The 24,419-nt window shown below is 42.1% G+C and carries 18 protein-coding genes, 1 tRNA gene and 3 pseudogenes; 9 read left to right on the plus strand and 13 right to left on the minus strand.

Annotated elements, in window-relative coordinates; translation table 11 throughout:
• The first annotated feature begins 101 nt into the window (after positions 1–101).
• Positions 102–998: a S66 peptidase family protein gene (locus AC6IZ0_RS19100; protein ID WP_497724401.1), complete on the plus strand. Its 897-nt coding sequence runs from the start codon at positions 102–104 to the stop codon at positions 996–998.
• Here AC6IZ0_RS19100 and AC6IZ0_RS19105 read toward each other — a convergent pair.
• Positions 995–2,590, minus strand: a complete 1,596-nt coding sequence (locus tag AC6IZ0_RS19105) for an Hsp70 family protein (RefSeq protein ID WP_497726107.1) — start codon at positions 2,588–2,590, stop codon at positions 995–997. The two genes, AC6IZ0_RS19100 and AC6IZ0_RS19105, sit on opposite strands and share 4 nt — an antisense overlap.
• Before the next feature lie 440 nt (positions 2,591–3,030).
• Here AC6IZ0_RS19105 and AC6IZ0_RS19110 point away from each other — a divergent pair, with 440 nt between their 5' ends.
• Positions 3,031–3,861: a glycosyltransferase family 2 protein gene (locus tag AC6IZ0_RS19110; RefSeq protein ID WP_497724403.1), complete on the plus strand. Its 831-nt coding sequence runs from the start codon at positions 3,031–3,033 to the stop codon at positions 3,859–3,861.
• 28 nt (positions 3,862–3,889) lie between these two features.
• Here AC6IZ0_RS19110 and AC6IZ0_RS19115 read toward each other — a convergent pair.
• The 6 genes and pseudogenes from AC6IZ0_RS19115 to surE all read right to left on the minus strand — a co-directional run.
• Positions 3,890–4,003 (minus strand): annotated as a pseudogene (locus AC6IZ0_RS19115) (pentapeptide repeat-containing protein); the annotation flags it as partial.
• A pseudogene (locus AC6IZ0_RS19120) lies at positions 4,002–4,156 on the minus strand (coproporphyrinogen III oxidase); the annotation flags it as partial. The pseudogenes AC6IZ0_RS19120 and AC6IZ0_RS19115, both read right to left, overlap by 2 nt.
• 37 nt (positions 4,157–4,193) lie before the next feature.
• A complete protein-coding gene (locus AC6IZ0_RS19125) occupies positions 4,194–5,270 on the minus strand; it encodes an NAD(P)H-dependent flavin oxidoreductase (RefSeq protein ID WP_497724405.1) in 1,077 nt (358 codons plus the stop codon).
• Between the two features lie 139 nt (positions 5,271–5,409).
• Positions 5,410–8,199, minus strand: coding sequence for a preprotein translocase subunit SecA (gene secA / locus AC6IZ0_RS19130; protein WP_271734722.1), 2,790 nt, complete (start codon positions 8,197–8,199; stop codon positions 5,410–5,412).
• Between the two features lie 423 nt (positions 8,200–8,622).
• Positions 8,623–9,645 (minus strand): bifunctional riboflavin kinase/FAD synthetase, encoded by a 1,023-nt coding sequence (locus AC6IZ0_RS19135; protein ID WP_271734723.1) that lies wholly within the window; start codon positions 9,643–9,645, stop codon positions 8,623–8,625.
• Positions 9,646–9,819: 174 nt separating this feature from the next.
• Positions 9,820–10,617 (minus strand): 5'/3'-nucleotidase SurE, encoded by a 798-nt coding sequence (gene surE, locus AC6IZ0_RS19140; RefSeq protein WP_497724406.1) that lies wholly within the window; start codon positions 10,615–10,617, stop codon positions 9,820–9,822.
• 194 nt (positions 10,618–10,811) lie between these two features.
• Here surE and pheS point away from each other — a divergent pair, with 194 nt between their 5' ends.
• The 3 genes from pheS (at position 10,812) to AC6IZ0_RS19155 (ending at position 13,796) form a co-directional block, all read left to right on the plus strand.
• A complete protein-coding gene (gene pheS, locus AC6IZ0_RS19145; protein WP_271734727.1) occupies positions 10,812–11,804 on the plus strand; it encodes a phenylalanine--tRNA ligase subunit alpha in 993 nt (330 codons plus the stop codon).
• A gap of 229 nt (positions 11,805–12,033) precedes the next feature.
• On the plus strand, positions 12,034–13,140 hold the full coding sequence (locus AC6IZ0_RS19150; protein WP_497724408.1) for a GmrSD restriction endonuclease domain-containing protein: 1,107 nt from the start codon (positions 12,034–12,036) through the stop codon (positions 13,138–13,140).
• Positions 13,137–13,796, plus strand: coding sequence for an MAE_28990/MAE_18760 family HEPN-like nuclease (locus tag AC6IZ0_RS19155; RefSeq protein WP_497724410.1), 660 nt, complete (start codon positions 13,137–13,139; stop codon positions 13,794–13,796). Before AC6IZ0_RS19150 ends, AC6IZ0_RS19155 begins: the two co-directional genes overlap by 4 nt.
• Positions 13,797–13,848: 52 nt before the next feature.
• On the opposite strand, the gene AC6IZ0_RS19160 is transcribed toward AC6IZ0_RS19155, so the two are convergent.
• From AC6IZ0_RS19160 to AC6IZ0_RS19185, 6 genes and pseudogenes are all read right to left on the minus strand, one after another.
• The gene (locus AC6IZ0_RS19160) at positions 13,849–15,306 is read right to left on the minus strand and encodes a RecQ family ATP-dependent DNA helicase (protein WP_497724411.1); all 1,458 of its coding nucleotides are present in this window, start codon (positions 15,304–15,306) and stop codon (positions 13,849–13,851) included.
• Between the two features lie 92 nt (positions 15,307–15,398).
• Positions 15,399–17,004, minus strand: a pseudogene (locus AC6IZ0_RS19165) (2-isopropylmalate synthase).
• Positions 17,005–17,094: 90 nt separating this feature from the next.
• Positions 17,095–17,619: a LabA-like NYN domain-containing protein gene (locus AC6IZ0_RS19170; protein ID WP_200989987.1), complete on the minus strand. Its 525-nt coding sequence runs from the start codon at positions 17,617–17,619 to the stop codon at positions 17,095–17,097.
• 1,542 nt (positions 17,620–19,161) lie between these two features.
• On the minus strand, positions 19,162–20,067 hold the full coding sequence (locus tag AC6IZ0_RS19175; RefSeq protein WP_497724414.1) for a carbohydrate ABC transporter permease: 906 nt from the start codon (positions 20,065–20,067) through the stop codon (positions 19,162–19,164).
• Between the two features lie 84 nt (positions 20,068–20,151).
• Complete coding sequence (locus AC6IZ0_RS19180; RefSeq protein WP_271734749.1) at positions 20,152–20,928, minus strand: ABC transporter ATP-binding protein; 777 nt, start codon at positions 20,926–20,928, stop codon at positions 20,152–20,154.
• Positions 20,929–21,006: 78 nt separating this feature from the next.
• Positions 21,007–21,093: transfer RNA gene (locus AC6IZ0_RS19185), tRNA-Ser, on the minus strand.
• Positions 21,094–21,198: 105 nt separating this feature from the next.
• Between AC6IZ0_RS19185 and AC6IZ0_RS19190 the strand changes: the two genes are divergently transcribed.
• The 4 genes from AC6IZ0_RS19190 (at position 21,199) to AC6IZ0_RS19205 (ending at position 24,380) form a co-directional block, all read left to right on the plus strand.
• A complete protein-coding gene (locus tag AC6IZ0_RS19190; protein ID WP_271734733.1) occupies positions 21,199–21,567 on the plus strand; it encodes a 2Fe-2S iron-sulfur cluster-binding protein in 369 nt (122 codons plus the stop codon).
• The gene (locus AC6IZ0_RS19195) at positions 21,557–22,126 is read left to right on the plus strand and encodes a thermonuclease family protein (protein WP_497724416.1); all 570 of its coding nucleotides are present in this window, start codon (positions 21,557–21,559) and stop codon (positions 22,124–22,126) included. The genes AC6IZ0_RS19190 and AC6IZ0_RS19195 overlap by 11 nt, the downstream gene beginning before the upstream one ends.
• A 42-nt stretch (positions 22,127–22,168) precedes the next feature.
• Positions 22,169–22,981 carry an inositol monophosphatase family protein gene (locus AC6IZ0_RS19200; protein ID WP_497724418.1) on the plus strand — a complete coding sequence of 271 codons (813 nt, stop codon included), beginning with the start codon at positions 22,169–22,171 and terminating at the stop codon, positions 22,979–22,981.
• A 187-nt stretch (positions 22,982–23,168) separates the two neighbouring features.
• The gene (locus tag AC6IZ0_RS19205; RefSeq protein WP_497724419.1) at positions 23,169–24,380 is read left to right on the plus strand and encodes an ATP phosphoribosyltransferase regulatory subunit; all 1,212 of its coding nucleotides are present in this window, start codon (positions 23,169–23,171) and stop codon (positions 24,378–24,380) included.
• Positions 24,381–24,419 lie beyond the last annotated feature (39 nt).

The raw sequence follows: 24,419 nt of genomic DNA on the forward strand, positions 1-24,419 counted from the left end.
AGTACACATCTTAACATCATAAATCTTGTGGGGTGGGCATTCTCCCCGCCCTTGTTTACTAAACAAGCACAAAGCACACAAAAAAAATTACAGTTTCAATTATGCAATCTCACATATTACCCCATCCCCTGCAACCTGGTGACTTATTAAAGGTAATTGCTCCTAGTGGTGCGTTGCGAGAATTACCAGCATTGTCAAGGGGTGTAGAAATTTGGCGATCGCGTGGTTATCAAGTGGAAATTATCGCTAATGTAGCTGATAAGTGGGGATATTTAGCACAAACAGACGAAATTCGCCGCCAACAGCTAACCCAAGCCTGGGAAGATCCAGCTTGTCGTGGTATCCTCTGCACTAGGGGGGGATTTGGTAGCACCCGGATTTTGGAAAATTGGACTTGGAACCTCAACGGTAGACCACCCAAATGGCTGATAGGATTTTCTGATATTACAGCTTTGCTATGGAGTCTTTACACAGCAGGTATTTCTAGTCTTCATGCTCCCGTACTGACGACTTTAGGAAATGAACCAGATTGGTCAATTGGGCGATTATTCGATGTTGTCGAAGGTCGTCCTATTCCTCCCCTCAAAGGTTGTCCTTGGGGTGGTGGAATCGCCACTGGTCTGTTACTACCAGGTAATCTTACCGTTGCTACTCATCTTTTAGCTACATCAATATTACCGGAGTTGGATGGTGTGATTTTAGCATGGGAGGATGTGACAGAAGCACCCTACCGCATTGACCGCATGGTTACCCAGTGGCGTTTAAGTGGTCTGTTATCAAAGGTTCGTGGTATTGCTTTGGGGGGCTTTACTCAATGCGAAGCATCGCCTGGTATACCTAGCTTCAGTGTTGAAGAAGTCCTCCGCGATCGCCTGGGTGATTTGGGTATTCCCATTGTATCTGATTTACCCTTCGGTCATGACAGTCCCAATGCGGCTTTACCTGTGGGTGTATTAGCAACTTTGGATGCAGACCAGGGAGTTTTAACTGTCAACTAACTCAGTTGGGCGACTAGTTGATTTTCTAACAGGGTATCGCTGGTTAACAAGTCCTCCACTGTAATGCGCAAAAAACGTTGTTCATCAACTTGAAACGAAACCTTAATGCGATCGCTTCCCGGATATCCTGGTGGTGTCAGTTGGGCGATGGTTCTCGCACCAGCTTGATCATTGAGGGGTTTCACACTGGTGACACCCGCTTCTAAACGGCGAGTAACCAAGCGATCGCCGTCAAAATAAACTTCCGTACTACCTGTCTGAGAACCCAATTCCCCAATAATTAATTCAATGCTGGGTTGGTTTTCTACAGACGCGCCTAAAACTAATTCTACCGCCTCACTCATGGGGTACGCCTGCCCCGATTTAATAATCGAATGCCAATTATGACGGTTTTGGCGGCGGTCCCAATAGCGGACACCATAACTATGATAGAGAAAGTCTTTGATTTCCATCCCTTGGGCTAACTGTAACGCACCTTGAGCGATCGCTTCAAAGGGACGGTCACAGCGGATTTTTTCCCCTGGAAAATACTGTTTTACCCATGTCTGCACTGCTGGTAATTGTACAGTCCCACCCACTAACAAAACGGCGTTAATATCTGTAACTTCTATGCCCTGTCGTCGCGCTTGTTGTAATAAACTGGTCATTGACTCATCTAATTGGGCAAAAAATCCCTTTTCTTCCAGGATGTTGTCAAATATTTCCCGGTTTAATGACAATTCATAGCTCTCTAACTTCTCGTCGTCAAAATAAACTTCACTAGCTTGGTTTTGAGTTGATAGCTGGATTTTTACCCGTTCGGCTAATCTTGTGGTTAAGGGAGTTACCGCTAGTCCTTGAGTTTTAGCAAAGTAATCTACTAACCAATCATCTATATCATTACCCCCCAGATTTTGCCCGGCTTTGGCTAGTACACGGGCTGTTTTAGGTTTTTGGCGGGAATTGTCACCCAGGGATTTATTACCCCATTTCAGGAGAAATCCTACAGGTTTTTTAGTTGGCAAACTTGCATCTAAGCGCACTAGAGACAAGTCTAATGTACCACCGCCAAAGTCAACCACTAAGAGAATTTCTTGGTCTGCTAAATCGTAACCCAAAGCCGCGGCTGTTGGTTCGTCTAACATCTGCACCTTTTCCACCGGGAGGGCTTGACAAACTTGGCTTAACCAGTGACGATAGGCTTCAAAGCTGTCTACCGGTACTGTTAAGACCAGAGAATCTAACCCTCCTTCCATCGGTGCTAATTGTGCAATTAATTTATTCAAGAATAATTGCCCTACTTGCTCAAAGGTGACATTCTCCCCATCTATTTCTGGGAGGAAACCTTGAACATCCGCACCAATTCCCCGCTTGAAGCTGCGGAAGAATCTTGTTTCGTTCTTGAGGTCAAAACCGCCGTCGCGTACTTCTTGCCCTACTAATACTTTACCCTGTTGTATTTGTTCTATGTATACTAGGCTGGGAATAACTGGGGGGTTGAGGCTGTGCTGAGTTGATAAACCCGGTATGGTCAGGGTTTCTGGCCGCTGGGTGACCGGGTTCCAGCGGGCTATAACTGTATTACTTGTACCAAAATCGATCGCGATCGCCATATTTGATAATTGTTTCACCCAAAGACGCAAAGGCGCAAAGTATTGTTTTCAGTAAAATGATTTTCGCATATATTTGCAGTGCGATTGTCGTCTGCTTATATGCCTAGTTGAAAAAAGCCTCACTGGCATCATATCCTATAAAAGATAATGTTATATATTTTACCTGAATTACCTTAATTGCTTGCTAGTCTTCACCCTTGAGATAGAAGAGTAAACAAAACCAAAAAGTTACATTCTTGAGCTATGTACTATTTTATTGTGCATTTTTCCAGTTAGATATTACGTAACTGTCGGGTGCTTTACTTGATTGACACAATTTATGCAGTCTAACGCACCATACCCATAAGCCATTTATGTAATTCCAGAAAATGCACATTTTTAGTTCATGAGTCCATTGAAAATTCTCAAATATCAAATAGGCGTTGTGGAGATTGGTAAAAGTGAAATCTTATTTAGCAGGATTTTTAGCTCAACCACAGGTACAAGCCCATATTTATGATCAGAATATTATGAAAGTTGCAATTGTTATTGAGGCTCATTATAATTTAACTTCTCTGTCTTCTGTGCTGGAAGATATTCGCAAACAGAAATTATATCAGACAAAAATTGATATTTACGTTGTAGATAATGCTTTAGATGAATTTACTCAAGCTTATTTACAAAAATTTGACTTTACTCAAATTACATTTTTGCAACCAGAACAAAAATTAGCTGATCATGAGGGCTTATATTATGGGTTACAATTTGTCAGTAACCTGAAATACGATTACATCTGGCTACTTGACAGTGATGTACGTCTAGATCCTTTGGCTCTCAGCACACTAATTACAACTTTACAAGAGTATAATGAAGTTGGTTTAGTGTGTTCTCAGGTTTATGAGCGCAAAGAACCTAAAACTATTCAAGAATTTGGTAACTTTATTAATAGTAATTACCCACAATCAACAACCAATTTTGCCAAGCAAGATAATATCTTAGGCGAAGAATTATTACATAATAAAGCTTATATTCAGGTAGAGTATTGTGCTGCTAAATCTGTTCTGTTGCCATATCAAGTTGTGCAGCATCTTGGAGTATGTAAAGATTTTGGTGTTAACTTTAAAAGTACAGATTTGTGTATGCAAGTGCAAAAAGCAGGTTGGATTATTGCTGTTAATCCTAGTTCAATTATTTGGCATAATTCACCTGATTTAGAACTATGGAGTTGGATTAATTATGATCATAAATACAGTTTCTACTATTGGCAAAAGTACAGACCAGACCTTTTTTAGTCACAGGCAGTTTTGCTAAATGTCATTTTTAATCATGAATCCTACCATCAGGCATGATAGCACCCTCTAGGTCAGCATTTGTTAAAATCGCTCCTGTTAAATCCGCACCTTTTAGATTTGCGCGTCGTAAAATGGCGGTTGTCGTACACTAAGTTAAACTCGATATAGCCCCCCGTCGGTATAGTTGAAACTGCCTTTGGCGATCGCCATACTCCATTCCCTGCCGCCGTTGTACAATGGGCAAATAAGCCGGTAGAAATCCTTGACCGCAATCCTGCAGGAAAGCAAAAGTATCCCCAGTCCTGAGTCAGGAGAGGAGTTAGGTTATGGTGCTAGCTTTGAGCAGTTAAATCTGCCATCAGTTCGGCAACAGAGATAATTTTCTGCGTACAACTCACATTAGCCCCAGAAAAAATTAGACCATGTTCCACGTCCCCACGGGCGGCTTGAGCCAATGCATTCAGCAAGCAGTAAGTTTTACCTTGATCTCTAAACAGACAGGTTTCTAAACAGTTGGCAATACATCGCCGTTGCTGTGGCGAATCTGCCATAATCTCCTGTGTAAAATTATTGCGTAAAGCGCGGCTGGGTTTTCCTATGGGACTGGGGACAGTAACAATATCTTCAGGATTGGACTGCAGATGAAAATCTTTATAACAGGAATGGGCATCACATTCTATGGTCGTGACGAAGCGAGTACCCATTTGTACACCATCAGCCCCCATGGATAACATTTGATTAATATCCGTGCGATCGCTAATTCCACCTGTGACAATTAAAGGTATACTTACACCCATTTCACGGGCTAAATAATCCTGCACTTGGGAAATCACCAGCCCAATAGAAAACCCCGGGACAACGCTATCACATTGGCTAAAATGTCCCCCCACCTGCTGGCAATTTTCCACAATCAAAGCATCAGGTAAGCGATTGTAGAGACCCTTCCAAGTTTCACAAATCAGCCTTACCCCCTCCACATTAGCTATTGTAGGCACAAGAGCCACATCAGGAAAATCACTTGTATACTCTGGTAAATTTAAAGGTAAACCGCCCCCAGTAATAATCAGACTTGCCTTATGGGCGGCCGCCACCTGAGCCAAAACAGGGTAATCCTTAGTACCCACAATTATATTTACCCCAATCACCCCATGGGGGCTGATCATCCTGGCCTTGTTCAATTCATCAATTAAAGCCAGACGGTTAGCTGTAAAGAAAGTACTTTTTTTACGGTAGTTAAAATACGGAGAATCTAAACCCAAACCTAGAGAAGCAATCATTCCCACCCCGCCAGCATTAGCAACTGCGCCCGCTAATTTGGATCCAGACACCCGCACCGCCATAGCAGCTTGGATGATAGGATAACGGGCAATATGTTTACCAATCTGCAAAGGTTCGAGAATCGAAGTCATAATTTAGTAGAATTGCTCATTTAGTCACTAAATCATCTTATCATTCCAGTAAAACCAATTACACGTTCATCCATCAGACCCAAAAAAAAGACGCAGAAAAACATCTCTGCGCCTCTGGGACTTTGCCTACCAAAAAAACTTACACCATCTCAGAAGCCTGCACCCTAGGTTGAGCCTGAGGCTGGAACATAAACAGCGAGTAAACCACATCACGGCGGATGTTAACCATCATGTCCAAAAAGAGTTCATAACCCTCACTCTTATACTCAATCAACGGATCCTTTTGCCCATAACCGCGCAAACCCACAGACTCCCGCAAAGCATCCATTTGTTGCAAATGTTCCCGCCAGAGAGTATCAATACGCTGCAAGATAAAGAACCTTTCCGCTTGTCGCATCAGTCCCGGTTGAATCTGGTCAATTTGGGCTTCTTTGAGGTCGTAAGCAATTCGCACTTGTTCATGGAGGAATGCCTTCATCTCGGTTAAGGTCATATCCTCTAATTGATTTGCTTCCATATCCGCTAGCAGATAGACAAATTCCTTGACCTTATCCACCAACTTTTCTAATTCCCACTCTTCGGAGGGTAGGTCTGGGTTGATGTAGAAATCAACGATTTCATCCATAGTTTTTTCAGCATATTTGACCACCTGTTCTTTCAAGTCCTGACCTTCTAAAACCCGGCGGCGTTCCGCATAGATAGCGCGACGTTGGTTATTCATCACCTCGTCGTACTCAAACACCTGTTTACGGATGTCGTAGTAATAGGTTTCGACTTTTTTCTGTGCCCCTTCCAAGCTGCGGGTGAGCATCCCAGATTCAATGGGCATATCTTCTTCTACTTGGAAAGCATTCATTAACCCAGCGACGCGATCGCCCCCAAAAATCCGCAGTAAGTTATCTTCTAAACTGAGGAAGAACCTGGTCGAGCCAGGGTCCCCTTGTCGTCCGGCCCGTCCCCGCAATTGGTTATCAATGCGGCGTGACTCATGGCGTTCTGTACCAATGACGTGCAAACCGCCTAATGAAATCACTTCATCATGTTCGCGGTCAGTGAATTCTTCGTATTCCTGCTTCACCCGGTTGTAAGCTTCCCGTAACTTTTGAATTACAGGGTCATTGGTGGGAGCCTTTTCTGCTGCTATGGCTACCTTGTCTTCTGCTGCCAGTTCTGGTAGGCTGCGTTCACCATATTCGGCCACAGCCACCTCCACAGCCTCTTTTAATAACTGTTCGGTGTCTTTTGTCAATTGAGTCGGAAAAATTTCCGGTGAAGCTCTCCAAGTTTTGACTTTTTTACCGGGAACAAAACCTTGACCACCACCATGTCCAGAGGGTAACCCAGCTGCCCTTTGCACACCAAAGATATCTTCATTTTCCGGCATGACAATTCGCGGCATAAAATATTCCCGCAGCTTCAACCGTGCCATATACTCGGAGTTACCACCCAGGATAATATCTGTACCCCGCCCCGCCATGTTGGTGGCAATAGTTACAGCCCCTCTGCGTCCTGCCTGAGCGACTATTTCTGCTTCCCGTTCTACGTTTTCTGGGCGAGCGTTGAGAAGTTCGTGGGGAATCCCCTTCTGTTTTAGTAGCTGGCTGAGATATTCTGATTTTTCTACACTAGTAGTTCCTACTAGAACCGGCCTACCCAGTTGGTGCATTTCGGCACATTCACCGGCGATCGCTCGCCATTTACCAGGCTCAGTTTTAAAGACCATATCGGCCAAATCTTGACGTTTCCTGGTGCGATTGGTGGGAATTACCGCCACTTCTAACTTATAGATTTTTTCAAATTCTGGCTCTTCGGTCTTAGCCGTTCCTGTCATCCCGCCGAGTTTAGGATACAGCAAGAACAAATTTTGATAAGTAATTGTTGCCAGGGTTTGAGTTTCCGGCTGAATATCTACGTGTTCTTTAGCTTCAATTGCTTGGTGTAGACCATCACTCCAACGTCTTCCCGGTAAGACGCGCCCGGTAAATTCATCCACAATTACCACTTCGCCGTTACGGACGATGTAGTTTACATCCTTGAGGAACAGTTCCTTAGCTTTAATAGCATTGAACATGAAATGCGCCCAGGGGTCTTCCGGGTCAAATAAATCTGTAACTCCCAAAAGATGTTCTGATTCTGCAAACCCTTCATCAGTTAACAGTACGTTTCGAGCCTTTTCATCTACCTCATAATGCTCATCTTTTTTCAGACTGAAGGCAATTTCAGCAGCGCGGAGGTATTTTTCCGTAGGTCTTTCTACCTGTCCAGAAATAATCAGGGGTGTTCGCGCCTCATCAATTAAAATCGAGTCTACCTCGTCAATTACACAATAGTTGAAGGGGCGTTGTACAACATCCGCCATGGATGTGGCCATATTGTCCCGTAGGTAGTCAAAGCCCACTTCACTATTAGTCACATAGGTGATGTCACACTCATAGTTTTTCTTGCGTTCACTGGGAATCATGCTGGACTGAATTAGCCCCACACTTAGACCCAGAAACCGATGCACCTGTCCCATCCATTCAGCATCCCGACGAGCCAGGTAATCGTTCACGGTAACCACGTGTACACCCTTACCAGTTAGAGCATTTAAATAACTCGGTAAAGTAGCAACTAGAGTTTTACCCTCCCCGGTTTTCATTTCGGCAATTTGTCCAGAGTGCAGGATAACACCGCCCAACAGCTGGACATCAAAATGTCGCAACCCCAAGACTCGCCGTCCGGCTTCCCTGACCACAGCAAAGGCTTCTGGCAGAATATCATCGAGTGTTTCGCCCTTACCAAGACGCTGTTGAAATTCTGCTGTTTTGCCTTTTAAATCTTCGTCGCAAAGAGCTTGAATCTCTTCATCTAACAGGTTAATTTCACTAATGTAAGGTTGGTATTTTTTCAGCTTACGAGCGTTGGGGTCGCCCAACAAGAGTTTTAGCATGGCAGATTAGGGAACTAAATCAAGGGGTACGGAAAATAAAGTTTTTGTATTGATTATAAGAATTTAACCCAGTCCAGCCATTCAGGTTGTAGATGGGCATAAAATCAGAGTTAACTCAAAAACAAGAAAAAAGTAGATCCAATAAGTAATGGATTGGGTTGATTTCACATAGTGCTAAACCTCGATTCCAAGCCTGTATAGCTGCTCTGTGCGTGTTCAGCCAGTGGCAGCCTTTGTTGCTTGTTGACTGTGAGTTGAGTCTTGAATCTTAGCAGCATGATTGTATTTTACACTTAAATGCCAAGATGGTCTTGATTTGATGACTCCAGAGGAGGCTCTTCACACCTATATCTTAGTTATGAGATTACATAGGTGTGGAGGGCGGTAATTATTTCCGGAATAATAGAGATAATTCCCATTGAATTAGGTCAAATCAGCATTCACCCTGAAAACTTCCCTAGCAATATTACAGTCAAGTTGAATTTGTGTTTTCAGGTCTTCCAGAGAAGGAAATTTCTGTTCTGGGCGCAAAAAATCGACGATCCGCACAGTCAGTTTTTTGCCATATAAATCACCAGACCAATCGAATAGATGCACTTCCACAGACAAGTTACTACCATTGACTGTCGGGCGCTTACCGATATTCATCACACCCAATTTATCATGTATCGTAGTTGGGTCTGGTGTATCACCCATAATAGTAGCGCGGACGGCATATACACCATGGCGGGGGACAAACTTGTCTGGTGGTAATTCCAGGTTGGCGGTGGGAAAACCGATAGTTCTGCCCATTTTTGCCCCTGCAATCACAGTACCAATGAGGGTATAAGGTCGTCCCAGTAGAAAGTTAGCGTTTTTAATCTCCCCACTTTCTAAATAGTGACGGATGAGTGAAGTGCTAATGGGAGTCTGTTGGGTGGGAGTATTGTCTGTATAAGTTTGCAAGGAAACAATAGTCACGGGGATATGGTGCTTCGCGGCTAGTAATTGCAAATCTTGAGCAGTACCACGACGCTGTTTACCAAAACAAAAATCTTCCCCAACACTAATTCGGCGACATTGGAGTTGTTGCACTAAGATTTTATCTACAAAATCTGTGGGAGATAAAGCAGATAATTCTTTGTCAAAGGGTAGCAGTACAAGTTGTTCTACTCCTAGAGAGCGCAATTGTTGGACTTTTTCATCCAGTGGTGTGAGCAAAGGTCTGGGTTGACCTGTAAAAAACTCCAGGGGATGGGGGTCAAAGGTGACAACTGTCGAGTATGTTTGTTCTTGTGGCTGGGTGTTCTCCCCATCCAATGCTGCGGGCAAAATTGGTTGAATAACTCTGTGATGTCCAAGATGCACACCGTCAAATTTGCCAAGAGCGACAGCAGTTGGTTTGAGCAGCTCTTCCGGTGAGGAAGCAACCCACAAAGAACACCCATTTTTAGACAAATTTAGCACGTGGATTCTGAGAATTTAGGTTGATTTAGCCATCAGTCACAAGCTACTTTACGGTCAGGGGTCTACAAAGTTGAGTCAGGTAGGCGATGGCGCTAATAGCTCTTGATCTCCAATCTAATCTAAAATCTACAATTGCTTAGAGTACAAACTTGATTCCAGACTGCTGATCATCACTCAAGTCAGAGGAAATTCCCAACTGGATAACTTGTCCAATCCTGTGGGATAGGTAAGATTATATTGTAATGGGGTAATGCTGATGTAGTTGTTGCGGATCACATGGACATCAATCGGCACATGATCAGATATATTTAAACCTTTGGGCGGTTCCACTTCTTCTAAAACTTCCCCAGTTAACCAATAGTAGATTCTACCACGGGGATCCACACGCTTGTCAAAAACGTCCACATAGCGCCGTACTCCCTGACGAGTAAAAGTCACCCCGGCGATTTTTTCCCAAGGTACAGGGGGAACGTTGACATTCAGCAACATCAATTCTGGTAAAGGATTTACCGCTAGTTTCTCTACAAGCATTTCGGCAAACCTAGCAGCAGGTTGAAAGTCTTTGGATGTATGGCTGGTAAGACTTAAAGCTATACTGGGAATACCTTCAATTACACCTTCCATAGCGGCGGAAACCGTACCAGAATAAAGAATTTCAGTGCCCAAATTTGCACCTTGATTAATGCCAGACAGAACTAAATCAGGGGGAGAATCTAACAAAGCCCACAGTGCCAATTTCACGCAATCTGAGGGAGTACCATCACAAGCCCAAGCATTGATGGCCGGATGAAAAACTGATTCGATCACTTCAGCGCGAATGGGTTGGTGCATGGTTAATCCATGTCCGGTTGCTGAACGCTCCCGATCTGGGCAAACTACACTTACATCATGTCCTGCTTCTGCCAAGCGGTCAGCTAGGGTACGAATACCTAAAGCAGAAACTCCGTCATCATTACTAATGAGTAATTTCATGGATCTTTTTATCAGTCATTTCTCAATATTGTATCCCTGTAGTATGAGGTAAAAAAAACTCTCACACAGCCAATCACCTCTAAACTAGTAAACGGAGGTTGGGTTTTGACTTGGACTGTTTTGTACAGTGATTGGGTAGCAGTCCAAAGTCGTAGACTAATAATCAATGACTCATGACCAATGACTAATAACTAATGACTACGAATTTAGAGGCTCAACTTTTAGCACTGCGGGAAGAAGCAGAACAAGCGATCGCCGCCGCCGATACCCTAGAACGTCTAGAGGAACTCAGAATTAGCTATCTGGGTAAAAAAGGGCAGCTGGGGGCGTTATTGCGAAGTATGGGACAAATGAGTGGGGAGGAACGACCAAAAATTGGGGCGATCGCCAATACAGTCAAAGAATCCCTACAAAACAGTCTAGACCAGCAACGCGCCGCTTTAGAATCCGCCAAAATTCAAGCACAGCTAGAGGCGGAAACTCTCGATGTGACCATGCCGGGAATTTACCGCCCTCAAGGTCGAATTCACCCACTTAATGGTATTATTGATCGGGCGCTGGATATTTTTGTGGGTATGGGCTATACCGTAGCCGAAGGGCCAGAGATGGAAACAGATTATTATAATTTTGAGGCTCTGAATACCCCACCCGATCACCCAGCCCGTGATATGCAGGATACCTTCTACCTACCAGACGGTAATCTCCTCCGTACTCATACTTCATCAGTACAAATTCGCTACATGGAAAGAGAAGAACCACCCATCCGGGTTGTGGCTCCAGGGCGAGTTTATCGGCGTGATCATGTAGACGCTACTCACTCGGCGGTTTTCCATCAAATAGAACTATTAGCCATCGACCATGGGCTAACATTTACAGACCTCAAAGGTACTATTAAGGAGTTTTTACAAGCAATATTTGGTGATTTACCCATTCGTTTCCGTGCTAGTTATTTCCCATTTACAGAACCTTCTGCTGAGGTAGATTTGCAGTGGAATGGTCGCTGGTTAGAGGTAATGGGCTGCGGTATGGTAGACCCTAATGTGATGAAAGCTGTAGGTTATGACCCAGAAATTTATACTGGGTTTGCGGCTGGTTTTGGTGTAGAACGTTTTGCTATGGTGTTACACCAAATCGATGATATCCGCCGTTTATATGGTAGCGATTTACGATTTTTACAGCAGTTTTAATGTTTTCCGGGCAAATTAGACTTTTTTGATCAGTAGATAATTCTCCCGAAACTATTAACATAAGAATATACATAAGCCTGCATATGTATATTCTTATTTAACGCTGATTCATCATGCTAAATTTGTCTTTAAAGGAACAATAAAACGTTAAATATGTCAACCTAAAAATCAAAAATCATCGATCTATCGCACCAAAAATCTATTTATTGCAAAAATTGGAGTAGTAAATATGTCCCTTCAAGAAGAAATCGACAAAATGAGACAAGAAATTAGAGTCGATGGATATTCAATGTCTATTGGAGAATGGATTAGCTTATATGAAAATGCAGAAATTGATATACACCCGGAGTTTCAAAGATTTTTTCGTTGGACTAATAGCCAAAAAACCAGTTTAATAGAGTCTATTTTATTAGGAATTCCAATTCCACCTATTTTTGTATCTCAACGTGAAGATGGAGTTTGGGACGTAGTTGATGGTCTTCAAAGACTATCAACAATATATGAATTTGTGGGAAAACTCAAGGATGAAAATCAAAATGTTGTAGCACCATTAGTGCTGGAAAAAACTAAATATTTACCGGATTTAGAAGGCAAGAAATGGGAAGATACATCTGATACGGTTAATTCTTTAACTCTAGCACAACGCTTATTAATTAAAAGAGCTAAAATTGATGCAACTATTCTTCTAAAAGAGAGTGACGAAGTTGCCAAGTATGAACTATTTCAAAGATTGAATACAGGTGGTTCCATAGCTACACCACAAGAAGTAAGAAGCTGTATTTTAGTAATGTTTAATCGGGATATGTTTCATTGGATGAAAAAATTAAGTCAAAATGAGATGTTTAGAGAATGTATAGCTCTGAGTGAAAGACCAATTGAACAACAATATGACATGGAACTACTACTGAGGTTTTTAGTATTTCGCACCCTTGAAGAAAGAGAAATGAGAAAAATAGGCAATGATTTAAGTGGATTTTTAACAGATAAAATGGTAGAAATGGCTGAAAGACAAAATTTTGATTATTCTGAAGAGGAAATTGCATTTAATCAGACATTTAAAATTTTGTATGAACAGCTGGGAAATGATAGTTTTCGTAAATATTCTCCAACCAAAGATAAATTTTTAGGTGGGTTCCTACTATCTGCTTATGAAGTCATTGCTTTAGGAATTGGTTACAACTATAAAAATATATCTAACTCACCTATTGATGTCAGAGAGAAAGTAAAAGAATTTTGGACTAGTCCTGAATATAAAAATTGGTCAGCCTCTGGTAATACTCCACAGCGAAGAGTACCAAAATTAGTTGCCTTTGGTCGTAAGATGTTTCAGCAATGAAAATACGTACTTTAGAGCAGCTAAGTGATAAACTGGCAGAAGAACTTGCGTGGCGAAAAAAAGAGTTATCAGCATTAAAAGCCATGATTGATTCAAAATCATTTTCTTCAGGAAAACATAATGCATTACTTCGTAGTGGAATCACGATGCTATATGCTCACTGGGAGGGATTTATCAAAGTATCTGCCAATAGTTATTTAGAATTTGTCGCTATGCAAGATTTACCATATAAAAACCTGGAGCATAATTTTATAGCATTGGCAATGAAAGATAAATTAGATCAAGCTAATGAAAGTAATAAGGCAACTATATATAATGAAGTAGCAGAATTTTTTATCACAAAGATGAGTGAACGCAGTTTGATAAAATATACGAATAGAATTACGACATCTAATTTATCGTCATCAGTTTTTAAAGAAATAGTTTGTATGCTAGGATTGAACTATACTTTTTATGCTTCAAAAGAGGTTCTCATAGATCAAAAATTACTCAAAAAAAGAAATACTATAGCCCATGGAAATTATCTTGATATAGATGGTAAAGACTATGATGAATTACATACAGAGATTATAGGAATGATGGATACCTTTCGTAACGAAATAGATAATTCTGCATCTACAAAAAAATATTATCGAGAAGGTAAATCTATATCATAAATCTAAATTTTAATATGGGTTTGATAACTAACATGGAATTCACTAAAATTACTCAACCTAAAACCTCATGTCGGCAATGATCACAATGTCCACAACGCCAGTTGCTAGCTTCTTGTTCAAAACCAAAAGCATTTAATAAAAATTGCCAACGACATTTTTTAGTATGCAAATATTCATACATTTGTTGAGCATCTGGTAATTGGTTCACTGGCTGCATTTTTACCCCTGAGTCAATGGTATAATTAAAGGGGTCAAGCCAATTTAATTGACCGCTGCTGTGGAGTAAGGCTAAGGCTATATCAGCATCACGAAACTCGCGGGTGACTGCGTTGGCCTCTCCGTGTGGGGGTAATTGTCTGACTAATTGCTGGGCGTTGCGTTGCTGCGATCGCATTTTTTGCTCAAAAAACTGCTGTCTTTGTTTATCTTCTGGGTCTAACCACCCTGTGGGTTCACTCACCAAAACCAGCGCATCTGCTGGATTCCCATCTCGTCCCGCGCGGCCAATTTCCTGTACATATTCAGATATGAGGTGAGGTGCGTGAAAATGAACCACCCAACGCACATCTGATTTATTTATCCCCATACCAAAAGCACAGGTACAGATCACAAAGGGGATTTTACCAGTTAACCATTTACTTTCTATATTCCGGCGTTCTACTGGATCCAGTCCGCCATGATAACTAGCTGTAGTGTAACCCTTCTCGGCTAACCATACAGCTAAATTTTCGCTATCTTTTCTAGTCCTAACATAAATTAATCCCGATTCTTGGGGGCGATTTTTAATAAATTCTAATAGTTGGTGTTTGCGACTCCTGGGTGTCCAAGCAATGCGGACAGTGAGATGCAAATTCGGCCGATAGGGATTTAATTTAAAAATTTCTGGTTGCTGTAATTGTAAAACCCTTTGAATAGTCTTTTGGGCTGTGGGGTCAGCAGTAGCGGTAAAAGCAGCAATACTAATTTTTGTCCCCGGTGGTTTGGTTTTGAGTAATGCGGGTCTGACTGCGCCTAACCTGCGATAATCTGGGCGGAATGTATCCCCCCACTGTACTAAACAATGGGCTTCATCTAATATCAAAGCGTTAATTTGTAATTGGGGATGAGATAATTTTTCCCAGACTAGGGGACTTAATAAGGTTTCTGGGGATAAATACAGTAATCTGAGTTGTTGGTTTTCTAAAGCTTGTAGTGTCCTGCGGCGTTGATGGGTGGGTAATTGACTATGCAATAGTGCTGCTTTTTGTTGGCGCTCTAGTAGTTCTTGTACTTGGTTTTCCATGAGTGCTACCAAGGGGGAAATTACTAGAGTTATTCCTGTTTGTAGTAGTGCGGGAAGTTGAAAGCAAATTGATTTCCCCCCACCTGTGGGCATAATAATTAAGGCATCTTTTTTGCCTAGCAAAGTCCTGACTATTTCGCCTTGGGGTGGTCTGAAATCTTCGTAACCCCAAATTCGTTGAAATGTGGCTCTAACTGTGTGCCAATGGGTTTTTAGAGGTATATTCATCTATTAATTCATCCTTAGTAAGGTGAGGATTGATGGATGAGGTTAGACAAAAAATAGGGCGGGAAAAACCCACCCTGAAACCACATATGTCTCTAAATTTTCTGTGCAGTTACTTGTTCTTGTTTCTCTTTGGTTTGCAGAGCTGCATAAAGCCGATTTAGGGCATTTACATAAGCTTGGGCGGAGGCGACAATAATATCGGTGTTAGCCGCATGACCGGAAAATACTCTCGAGTCATGTCTCAGACGGATGGTTACTTCACCTATAGCATCAATTCCGGCTGTGACCGATTGTACAGAAAATTCTATCAATTCGTTAGGCACATTTACTACCCGGTTAATTGCTTTGTAAACCGCGTCTACGGGTCCTGTACCAATGGCTGCATCAGTTAATTCTTTACCTTCTGGGGTGCGCAGGGTGACTGTAGCTGTGGGTTTAGCGTTGCTACCGCAAGCAATTTGCACTAGTTCGACTCGGAACAAGTCCGGCGCTTGTTGAATTTCATCGTTGACGATCGCTTCTAGGTCCCAGTCGGAAATTTCTTTCTTTTTGTCAGCTACTTCTTTAAATCTGACGAATGCTTTGTTTAATTCTGTTTCTGAGAGTTCAAAGCCTAATTCTCCCAACCGGGTACGGAAGGCGTTTCTACCGGAATGTTTACCCAATACTATTTGATTGTCTGTTAAGCCAATCAATTGAGCATCCATAATTTCGTAGGTGAGCTTGTTTTTCAGTACCCCGTCTTGGTGAATACCAGATTCATGGGCGAAGGCGTTAGCTCCGACTATGGCTTTATTTGGTTGTACTAGCATTCCCGTTAAGTTGGAAACTAGGCGAGAGGTTTTATAAATTTGGCGGGTGTCAATATTGGTTAGTGGTTCTTCTGAGTCTACTGGTCTTCCTAAGAAGGGGTTAAAATATTGTCGCCGCACGTGTAAAGCCATCACCAATTCCTCTAGGGAGGCGTTCCCGGCTCGCTCGCCAATGCCGTTAATGGTACATTCTAATTGGGTGGCACCATTTTTTATGGCTTCTAGGAAGTTGGCAACGGCCAAACCTAAGTCGTTATGTCCGTGTACGGAAATAATGGCTTGATCTATATTGGGGACATGATCTTTAATCCCTTTAATCATTGCCCCAAATTCACTAGGTGTCAAGTAACCAACCGTGTCAGGTATGTTAATTGTTGTAGCACCAGCTGCGATCGCTCGCTCTAATACTTGGTAAAGAAATTCTGGATCAGAGCGTGCTGCATCCATGGGGGAAAATTCTACATCTGTCATAAATGACTTAGCATAAGCTACCATTTCCTCGGCGATCGCTAATACTTCCGCCCGTGATTTGCGCAGCTGATATTCTAAGTGAATATCGGATGTAGAAATAAAGGTGTGAATCCTACCGTGAACTGCTGGTTTTAGGGCTGCTGCTGCGGCTTCAATATCTGCTTTAATGGCTCTAGCCAAACTACAAATTACTGCGACGATCTTCTGTCCCCACAATTTGGGCAATTTTGTTCACAGCTTCAAAGTCCCCCGGACTCGCAAAAGCAAATCCCGCCTCAATCACGTCTACCCCTAACTTCGATAGTTGCTTGGCGATCGCTAGCTTTTCATCTATATTTAGAGTGGCTCCGGGACATTGTTCTCCGTCTCTGAGTGTGGTATCAAAAATGATAATTTGATCGCCTTTGCTGCTCATGTTTCCTCCTTGTGGATTTTTTACTGTTTGCTTAAAATATCTTAAAACCTTAGTTTTTTTACTCTAAAGATTTGTAAATATTTGCTAAGATTACTGACCGTCTACTTTTTCTATAGTATCTCTGATATCGTTTAAATCAATATATCTGTCAGTAGCATTGCGCAACTCCCTGGCTATCATCCCTTCTGTTGATACCACTGTAATATGCGTATTTTTTGAGCGTAACAATTCGATAGCCCTTTCAAAATCACCATCTCCGCTGAATAAAACCACTCGATCATATTGATCTACTGTATTAAACATATCCACGACAATTTCAATATCTAAATTAGCTTTTTGGGAGTAGCGACCCGATGAGTCGTCATAATATTCTTTGAGAATTTTAGTGCGGACTGTATAGCCTAAGCTGATGAGAGCATCTCTGAAACCTCTCTGATCTTGTGGATCTTTTAAACCAGTGTACCAGAAAGCATTGATTAGTGTTGTGTCTGATTGCTCGTGTTTGAAATAGTCTAAGACTCGTCTTGGGTCAAAAAACCAGCCATTTTTCTGTTGAGCATAGAACATATTATTTCCATCTACAAAAATAGATAGACGATTCATTGGGGAACCCATAGAAAAATACACCTAACAAATAAAAAAATTAACTAGATTGGACAATAGATTATAGCAATTCGGAAATGATAAATTTCCTCAAATACCTAGAATCAGTTTTTATCGATAGCTTTTATCTTACCTCTTGCACTGGATAAAATCAGTTAAAATCTGAAACTTAATATACTGGGACTTAAACATTTTCATTTTTGACACTTTTAAAGACACCTCCTAGGCAAAATCCATAAATAAAAGTTATTGATTAATAGTAAACTTGACTATATAGCTGCCAAGTTTAGTTCTCATCTAAGGTATAGGTCTTGGGGTAGGATATAGGCTAATGACCATCTACTTTTCGAGTTAGTAACATTATCCACTGGATGGTAAATTCTCGCTCTTGTCAAAGACTTAACACTGGTATCACAAGCAGATACCCCTGAGCTTGAGAAAATAAAATCTTCCCATGACTAATTCCTGAAGCAGTGTATTTACCACTCCATTGCGTGTAACAACCACAGCCTTGAAGTTAATCAAGGAATAAGTTGGGTAGGATTTCGGTTAAGTCCCTACCTGGTGAATATCTATTAACCCAACTTGGGGCAAAAATAGAAAATACATTACAAAAGTATATGATTCTCATTTAACTATGATTTCAATGTATTTGTAGTAAACCTAGCCCTGAATAAATAAGTAAACTAGTAGAACATAAATCAACTATTAACACGATATAGCAAAATAACCTATATCTAGCTTAACCAAAAATATGCCCGTCCTGCCAAGATGAAGTCAGGTAACCTACCAAAAGAGACTCCGGTCATGGGGGGGGTCAGTTGTATGGGTTCATACTACCTCCAGAAAACATCTGAATTTTGGCAACTGCTCCTCAATTGAATCAATGCCTGAAGAATACTATAAAACAGATTGACAAGAATGTGGGTAATTAAAACCACTACAGTCCTTTCGATGTTATCCCTGTAAATAGGCTCAATCCTACATAAATATACTAATGCTTGAGTTAAATATAATACTTATTGCATTAATCCAATTTCACACTTATACAAAAATAGAGTAAAAAATCATACTGCAAAAGTAGCTATCCGATATTTTCACTTAATCCAAGGATAAAAATATCTTCCTAACTGCTTGAAAAGCAGCTATTGCATTTCTTATAATTATTTATTGACTATTTTATCTAGTGGCTTTGGGTAGATAAAATTGTGATAATTTACCTATCTTGTGCGAAAATCTCCCATAACACAAAAAACCATGTATAGCAATCCTAAATGATTCATGAACAATTTCTGTTCCCTGTTCCCTGTTCGGTGTGTTCCCTTTCCTCACTCATAATTTCTCAAGTCAAATAGGATGACTATATTATTTATCAATAAAAGAAGATTTATTCCTAGTACCGACTGCAAAGAGGACTAAAGTCCCAGCGACAAAATATTAAAGTGTCACATCTTCTTGTTGATCAGGACTTACGCAAAACAGAACGAAAGTAGGGGTAATTCATGAATCACCCCTACATCAGAACCAGGTTTTTAGTCCAATCTTGCGTAAGTCCTATTGATTAACAGCTAACCGCAAAACTGATAAACCCAAAATAATCAAAAATAAGACTAATCCAATTGTACAGGCATAGCTAATTTCTAAGTGGCTAAAGGCTTCTTCATATAAATAATAAACAATGGTTTTAGAGCTATTTAGTTGACCACCCTGGGTCATAATAAATACCTCTTCAAATACTTTAGTAGCGGAAATAGCTGAAATCACGGCTACCAGGGCTAAATACGGACTCATTAAGGGTAAGGTAATATCCCAGTGTTTGCTGATCCCATCGGAACCATCAATGGCTGCGGCTTCGTAAACATCCGCCGGAATTGATTGCAACCCGGCTAAATAAATTACCATGTAATAGCCGAGTCCCTTCCAGATGGTAACAGCCATGACACTGGCTAAGGAAATGGGTACAATGCCTAATAGTTTCTCTGGACTGGTTAACCAGGGAATTCCTGCGGGAAAAATATTCACGGTTTTAAGTAACTGATTAAGTAATCCGTTTTCTGCATATAGCCATTTCCAAGCTATACCAGCAACTACCATTGATATTACTACCGGCGTGTAGTAAGCGGCTCTAAACCAATTCATCCCTCGCAGCTTCTGATTTACCAAAATTGCCAGTCCTAAGGGAGCTATGACTAAAATTGGCACGACACCTACAAGGTAGAGAAAGGTGTTTTCTAAGGTTTGCCAAAAAACTGCATCTTTCCACAAACGCCGAAAGTTGTCAAAACCTATCCATTGCGGTGGTTGGTAAAGGTCTTCGTAGCTGGTAAAGCTCAGGTAAAATGCTTGTATTGCTGGCCAGAACACTGTTGCAAATAACAGAATTAGTGCTGGGAGTAAAAATATGTAGGGTGTTAGTTTCTGTTTGATAAATTGCCAGTTTTGCAGCTTGGGTGGATTCATGGCGGGATTTTATTGATAATTGACCACAGATAAACACAGATAGGTCTGTATTTAGTTGTTGGAGAAATGGTTTTTAGGTAGCTTTTACATGGCGGATATGGCACAAACTTGTAAGCCAACAGGTGTATTGATAATTACAGAGTCTACACCAAAGACTTGGGCGATCGCATGGGGTGTGAGGACTGCTTCCGGTGTACCCACCTCCCACAGATGACCTTGTTTTAATAAGGCGATGCGGGAACTATAGCGAGCTGCTAAATTGAGTTCGTGTAGGACGGTGACAATGGTTAAATTCTGCTGTTGATTGAGTTTTTCCAGGAGTTCTAAAAGTTGTAATTGATACTTGACATCTAAATAAGTTGTGGGTTCGTCTAATAATAATACTTTCGGTTCTTGGGCTAGTGCTAAGGCTAAAAATGCCCGTTGTCTTTCACCACCGGAAAGTTGTTCAACTAGGCGATCGCTCAATTGATCTAGTTGCGTTTCTGCAATAGCTGCTGTAACTTTTTCCCGGTCTTCACTGCTTAGTTCCCATTGCCACCAAGGTTGATGGGGGGTGCGTCCTAAACTGACTAGTTGGCGCACTGTTAACCCGGCGGGAATTGTTTGTTGTTGCGGTAATAATGCTAACTTCTGCGCCACTAAATGGGGAGGCTGAGAATGAATCGCTTTGCCATCCAGTAGGACTGTGCCTTGCTGTGGGGAGAGAATGCGACTGAGTAATTTTAGGATGGTAGATTTACCAGAACCATTTGCACCCACTAAACTTAACCATTCTCCTGTTTGTAGAGATAGGTTAATATCTTGGATAATGGGTAATGCTGTGTAACCACCAGTGAGGTTTTGCAGTTCTAAGGGCATTATTTGGGTGATCAAAAATTACTCCTGACAGTCTACTCCATCGCCAAAGTTTTTTGATGATATTTGCATTTTTTTTAACGGAGAGGGAGGGATTCGAACCCTCGTATACGTTTCCGCATAACAGACTTTCCAGGTCTGCGCCTTCAACCACTCGGCCACCTCTCCAGGGTCAACGATTTATAATCCTACTATGAAATTTGAGAAAATGCAACCATAAAAGCAGATAAATTAAATTAAAGCTCAAGTCTAGTTTGGAAATCCGAAATCACCATGTCCCACACATATACGATTAAAGTTCGCGATCGCGCCTCTGGCAAGGAATACAGTCTAAAAGTTCCCGCAGACCGCTACATCCTCCACAGTATTGAACAACAAGGGGAGGAACTACCCTTTTCCTGTCGCAATGGGGCTTGCACAACTTGCGCTGTGCGGGTGGTGTCTGGAGAAATTTACCAACCCGAGGCTATTGGACTATCCCCAGCTTTGCGCCAGAAAGGGTATGCTTTGTTATGCGTTAGTTATGCTCATTCTGATTTAGAAGTGGAAACTCAAGACGAGGATGAGGTTTATGAACTCCAGTTTGGTCGGTATTTTGCTAGAGGTAAGGTTAAAGCGGGTTTACCCTTAGATGAGGATTAAGATTTGTTTCGCGCCCAGGCGCAAAAACGCAAAGGTTTTTCTTGGGATCCTTTTGGGTTCCTTGCTGTTTTTCGTGGGTTGTCAGGGCGATCATGACCAAACTGCAAGCAATCGCACTCAGGTGAGAGTGTCCCGGGTAGTCAGTGGTCAAACTTTGGAAGTTCTAGGTATGGCTGAACAACCAAATTTGATTTCTTCGGTGCGATTACTTGGTCTTGATGCGCCAGATTTGCGACAAAGTCCCTGGGGAGATGAGTCTAAAGCAGTTTTAGCGCAGTTGATTGGTGAGCAAGAAAAATCCGTGATCTTGGAGTTTGATGTCCAAACCAAGGATAATTTTGGTCGGATTTTGGCCTATGTGTGGAAAGACCAGCAGTTATTAAATGAAGAATTGCTTAAACAAGGGTATGCTTTGTTTGTGTCGCGATCGCCTAATCACAAATATGACCAGCGTTTGGAACGGGCCCAACAATGGGCTAGACTCATGGAAAAAGGCATTTGGAACCCAGAAAAACCTCTGCGTGTCCCTCCTGCTCAGTTTCGCCGCCGAAATTTTTAGGGACTGAGGGAAAGATTATAACTTCCCAATGATTAATCACTAATGACTAATTTACAAATTTTTCTAGACATTGCTACGGAAGCGGCCTTGGCTGCAGGTGCAGTTTTGCAGGGGTATTTGGGTAAGTTAGAAGGTGCTATTACCGAAAAAGGCCGCCCTGGTGATTTAGTCACCGTCGCGGATAAAGCCTCGGAAGCTGAGATTTTGTCAATTTTGCGTCGCCATTTTCCCCAACATTCCATCCTGGCGGAGGAATCAGGGAAGTTGGGTAATCAAGATCATCAGTATCTCTGGGCAGTTGACCCCTTAGATGGTACAACTAATTACGCCCACCAATACCCGGCTTTTGCTGTTTCTATTGGTTTATTAGTTGATGGTGTGCCGCAAGTAGGTGTAATTTATAACCCTTTCCATGATGAACTATTTCGGGCAGCCACTGGCTTAGGGGCGACGCGCAACCGCCATTCTATCAAGGTTTCAGAAATATCTGACTTGAGTAAAAGCATTTTGGTAACGGGATTTGCCTATGATCGCCGCGAAACATCAGATAATAATTATGCAGAATTTTGCCACCTGACTCATCTTACCCAAGGTGTGAGGCGTAGTGGTTCCGCCGCCCTGGATTTGGCTTATGTTGCTTGCGGCCGTGTAGATGGTTACTGGGAAAGGGGGATTTCTCCCTGGGACGTGGTGGCCGGTGTAGTATTATTGCGGGAAGCTGGGGGTAGAGTTACTGCCTATGACGGCACTCCTTTCAACATAGCATCCGGTAGAATTTTGGCTACTAATGGCAAGATTCACCACCAGCTTAGTCATCAGTTGGTGGAAGTCCCGCCTTTGTCAATGTGGAAATAATCGTGGAAAATTAAATCCCACTGACGAAATAGGGTTGACAACCAAACCTAAAATAGAAAAGGCTTGAAGGCAATTAACTAGTTAGTCGCCCGACAGCAACTTCACCTCCTGATCATGGCTCTAAGCAAGCAGATAAATCTGGAGGTGGGAGTTTGTTTGGTGGTTTGTTTGGTGGGAAGAAAAAATAATGGTGTATCAACCAGCAGCGGGAGCCAGGGATTTATTACCTTTAGATGTGGCACAAAAACGCTGGATTGAAGATAGATTACAGCAGGTGTTTCATCGTTGGGGATATCACAGGATTATTACTTCAACTTTGGAACGCATGGATACTCTGATGGCGGGAGAAGCAATTCAGCGCCAGATGGTGATTCAACTACAAAATGGTGAAGATGAAGAATTAGGTCTGCGTCCAGAATTGACCGCTTCTATTGCTCGTGCAGTGGCTACGCGGATGGCGGATGTTACCTATCCCCAACGCCTCTACTACAATGCCAATGTCTTTCGCCGTACCTGGGAAAACAGGCACAATCGCCAGCAAGAGTTTTATCAAGCTGGGGTGGAGTTGTTAGGTGTGGGGGGATTGTTAGCTAATGCAGAAGTGCTGCTGTTGGCAAGCAATTGTCTGGCGGTACTGGGTTTGCCGAATTGGCATTTAATTTTGGGGGAAGCGGGAATTACTCGATCGCTCCTGGATGCTTTTCCCCGAAATCTCCAAGCTCAAGTTCGCAGTGCGATCGCCCATCTTGACCGCATCGCCATAGATACTTTGCCCCTGAGCGATGAATTACGCGATCGCGCCAGAATTATGATGGATCTGCGCGGTGATAGTGGGGATGTCTTACAAAAAGTTAGTGCTCTTGGTTTAGCTCCAGAGCAGCAAGAGATGGTTAATCATCTCAAATCTGTGGTAGAGTTATTACAATCAGAAGGGAATTTTCCTTTAATTCTTGACCTCAGCTTAATCCAAACTATAGACTACTATACTGGCATAGTCTTTGAAATTGTTAGCGATACTGGTTCACAAGCCCGAGTTTTAGGGCGGGGTGGTCGCTACGACAAGCTTTTAGGTTTATATCATCCCCAAGGTGAAGATATTCCTGGGATTGGTTTTGTCTTAAACATCGAAGATTTATACCAAGTTATTTTATCTACTCAGCAATTACCACAATCAACCCCAGTCAGTCACTGGTTAGTAGTAGCCCAAACACCAAATTCTACAGCTGCAGCCTTTGCCCACGCCCAAAAACTGCGTGATTGTCCTGATTTGCTGAGAGTAGAAATGGATTTAGGCGGCACAGATGAAGCAGCTATTAGACAATACGCCAGCGATCGCGGTATTGCCCAAATTGCTTGGGTTAAATCTGATGGTTCCATTATCAATGAACCATTGGTGTAGTTCATTCTAGCACAAAACCTCGCCCCATCTTTAACTCAC

This window comes from Anabaenopsis sp. NIES-4685, assembly GCF_059725405.1.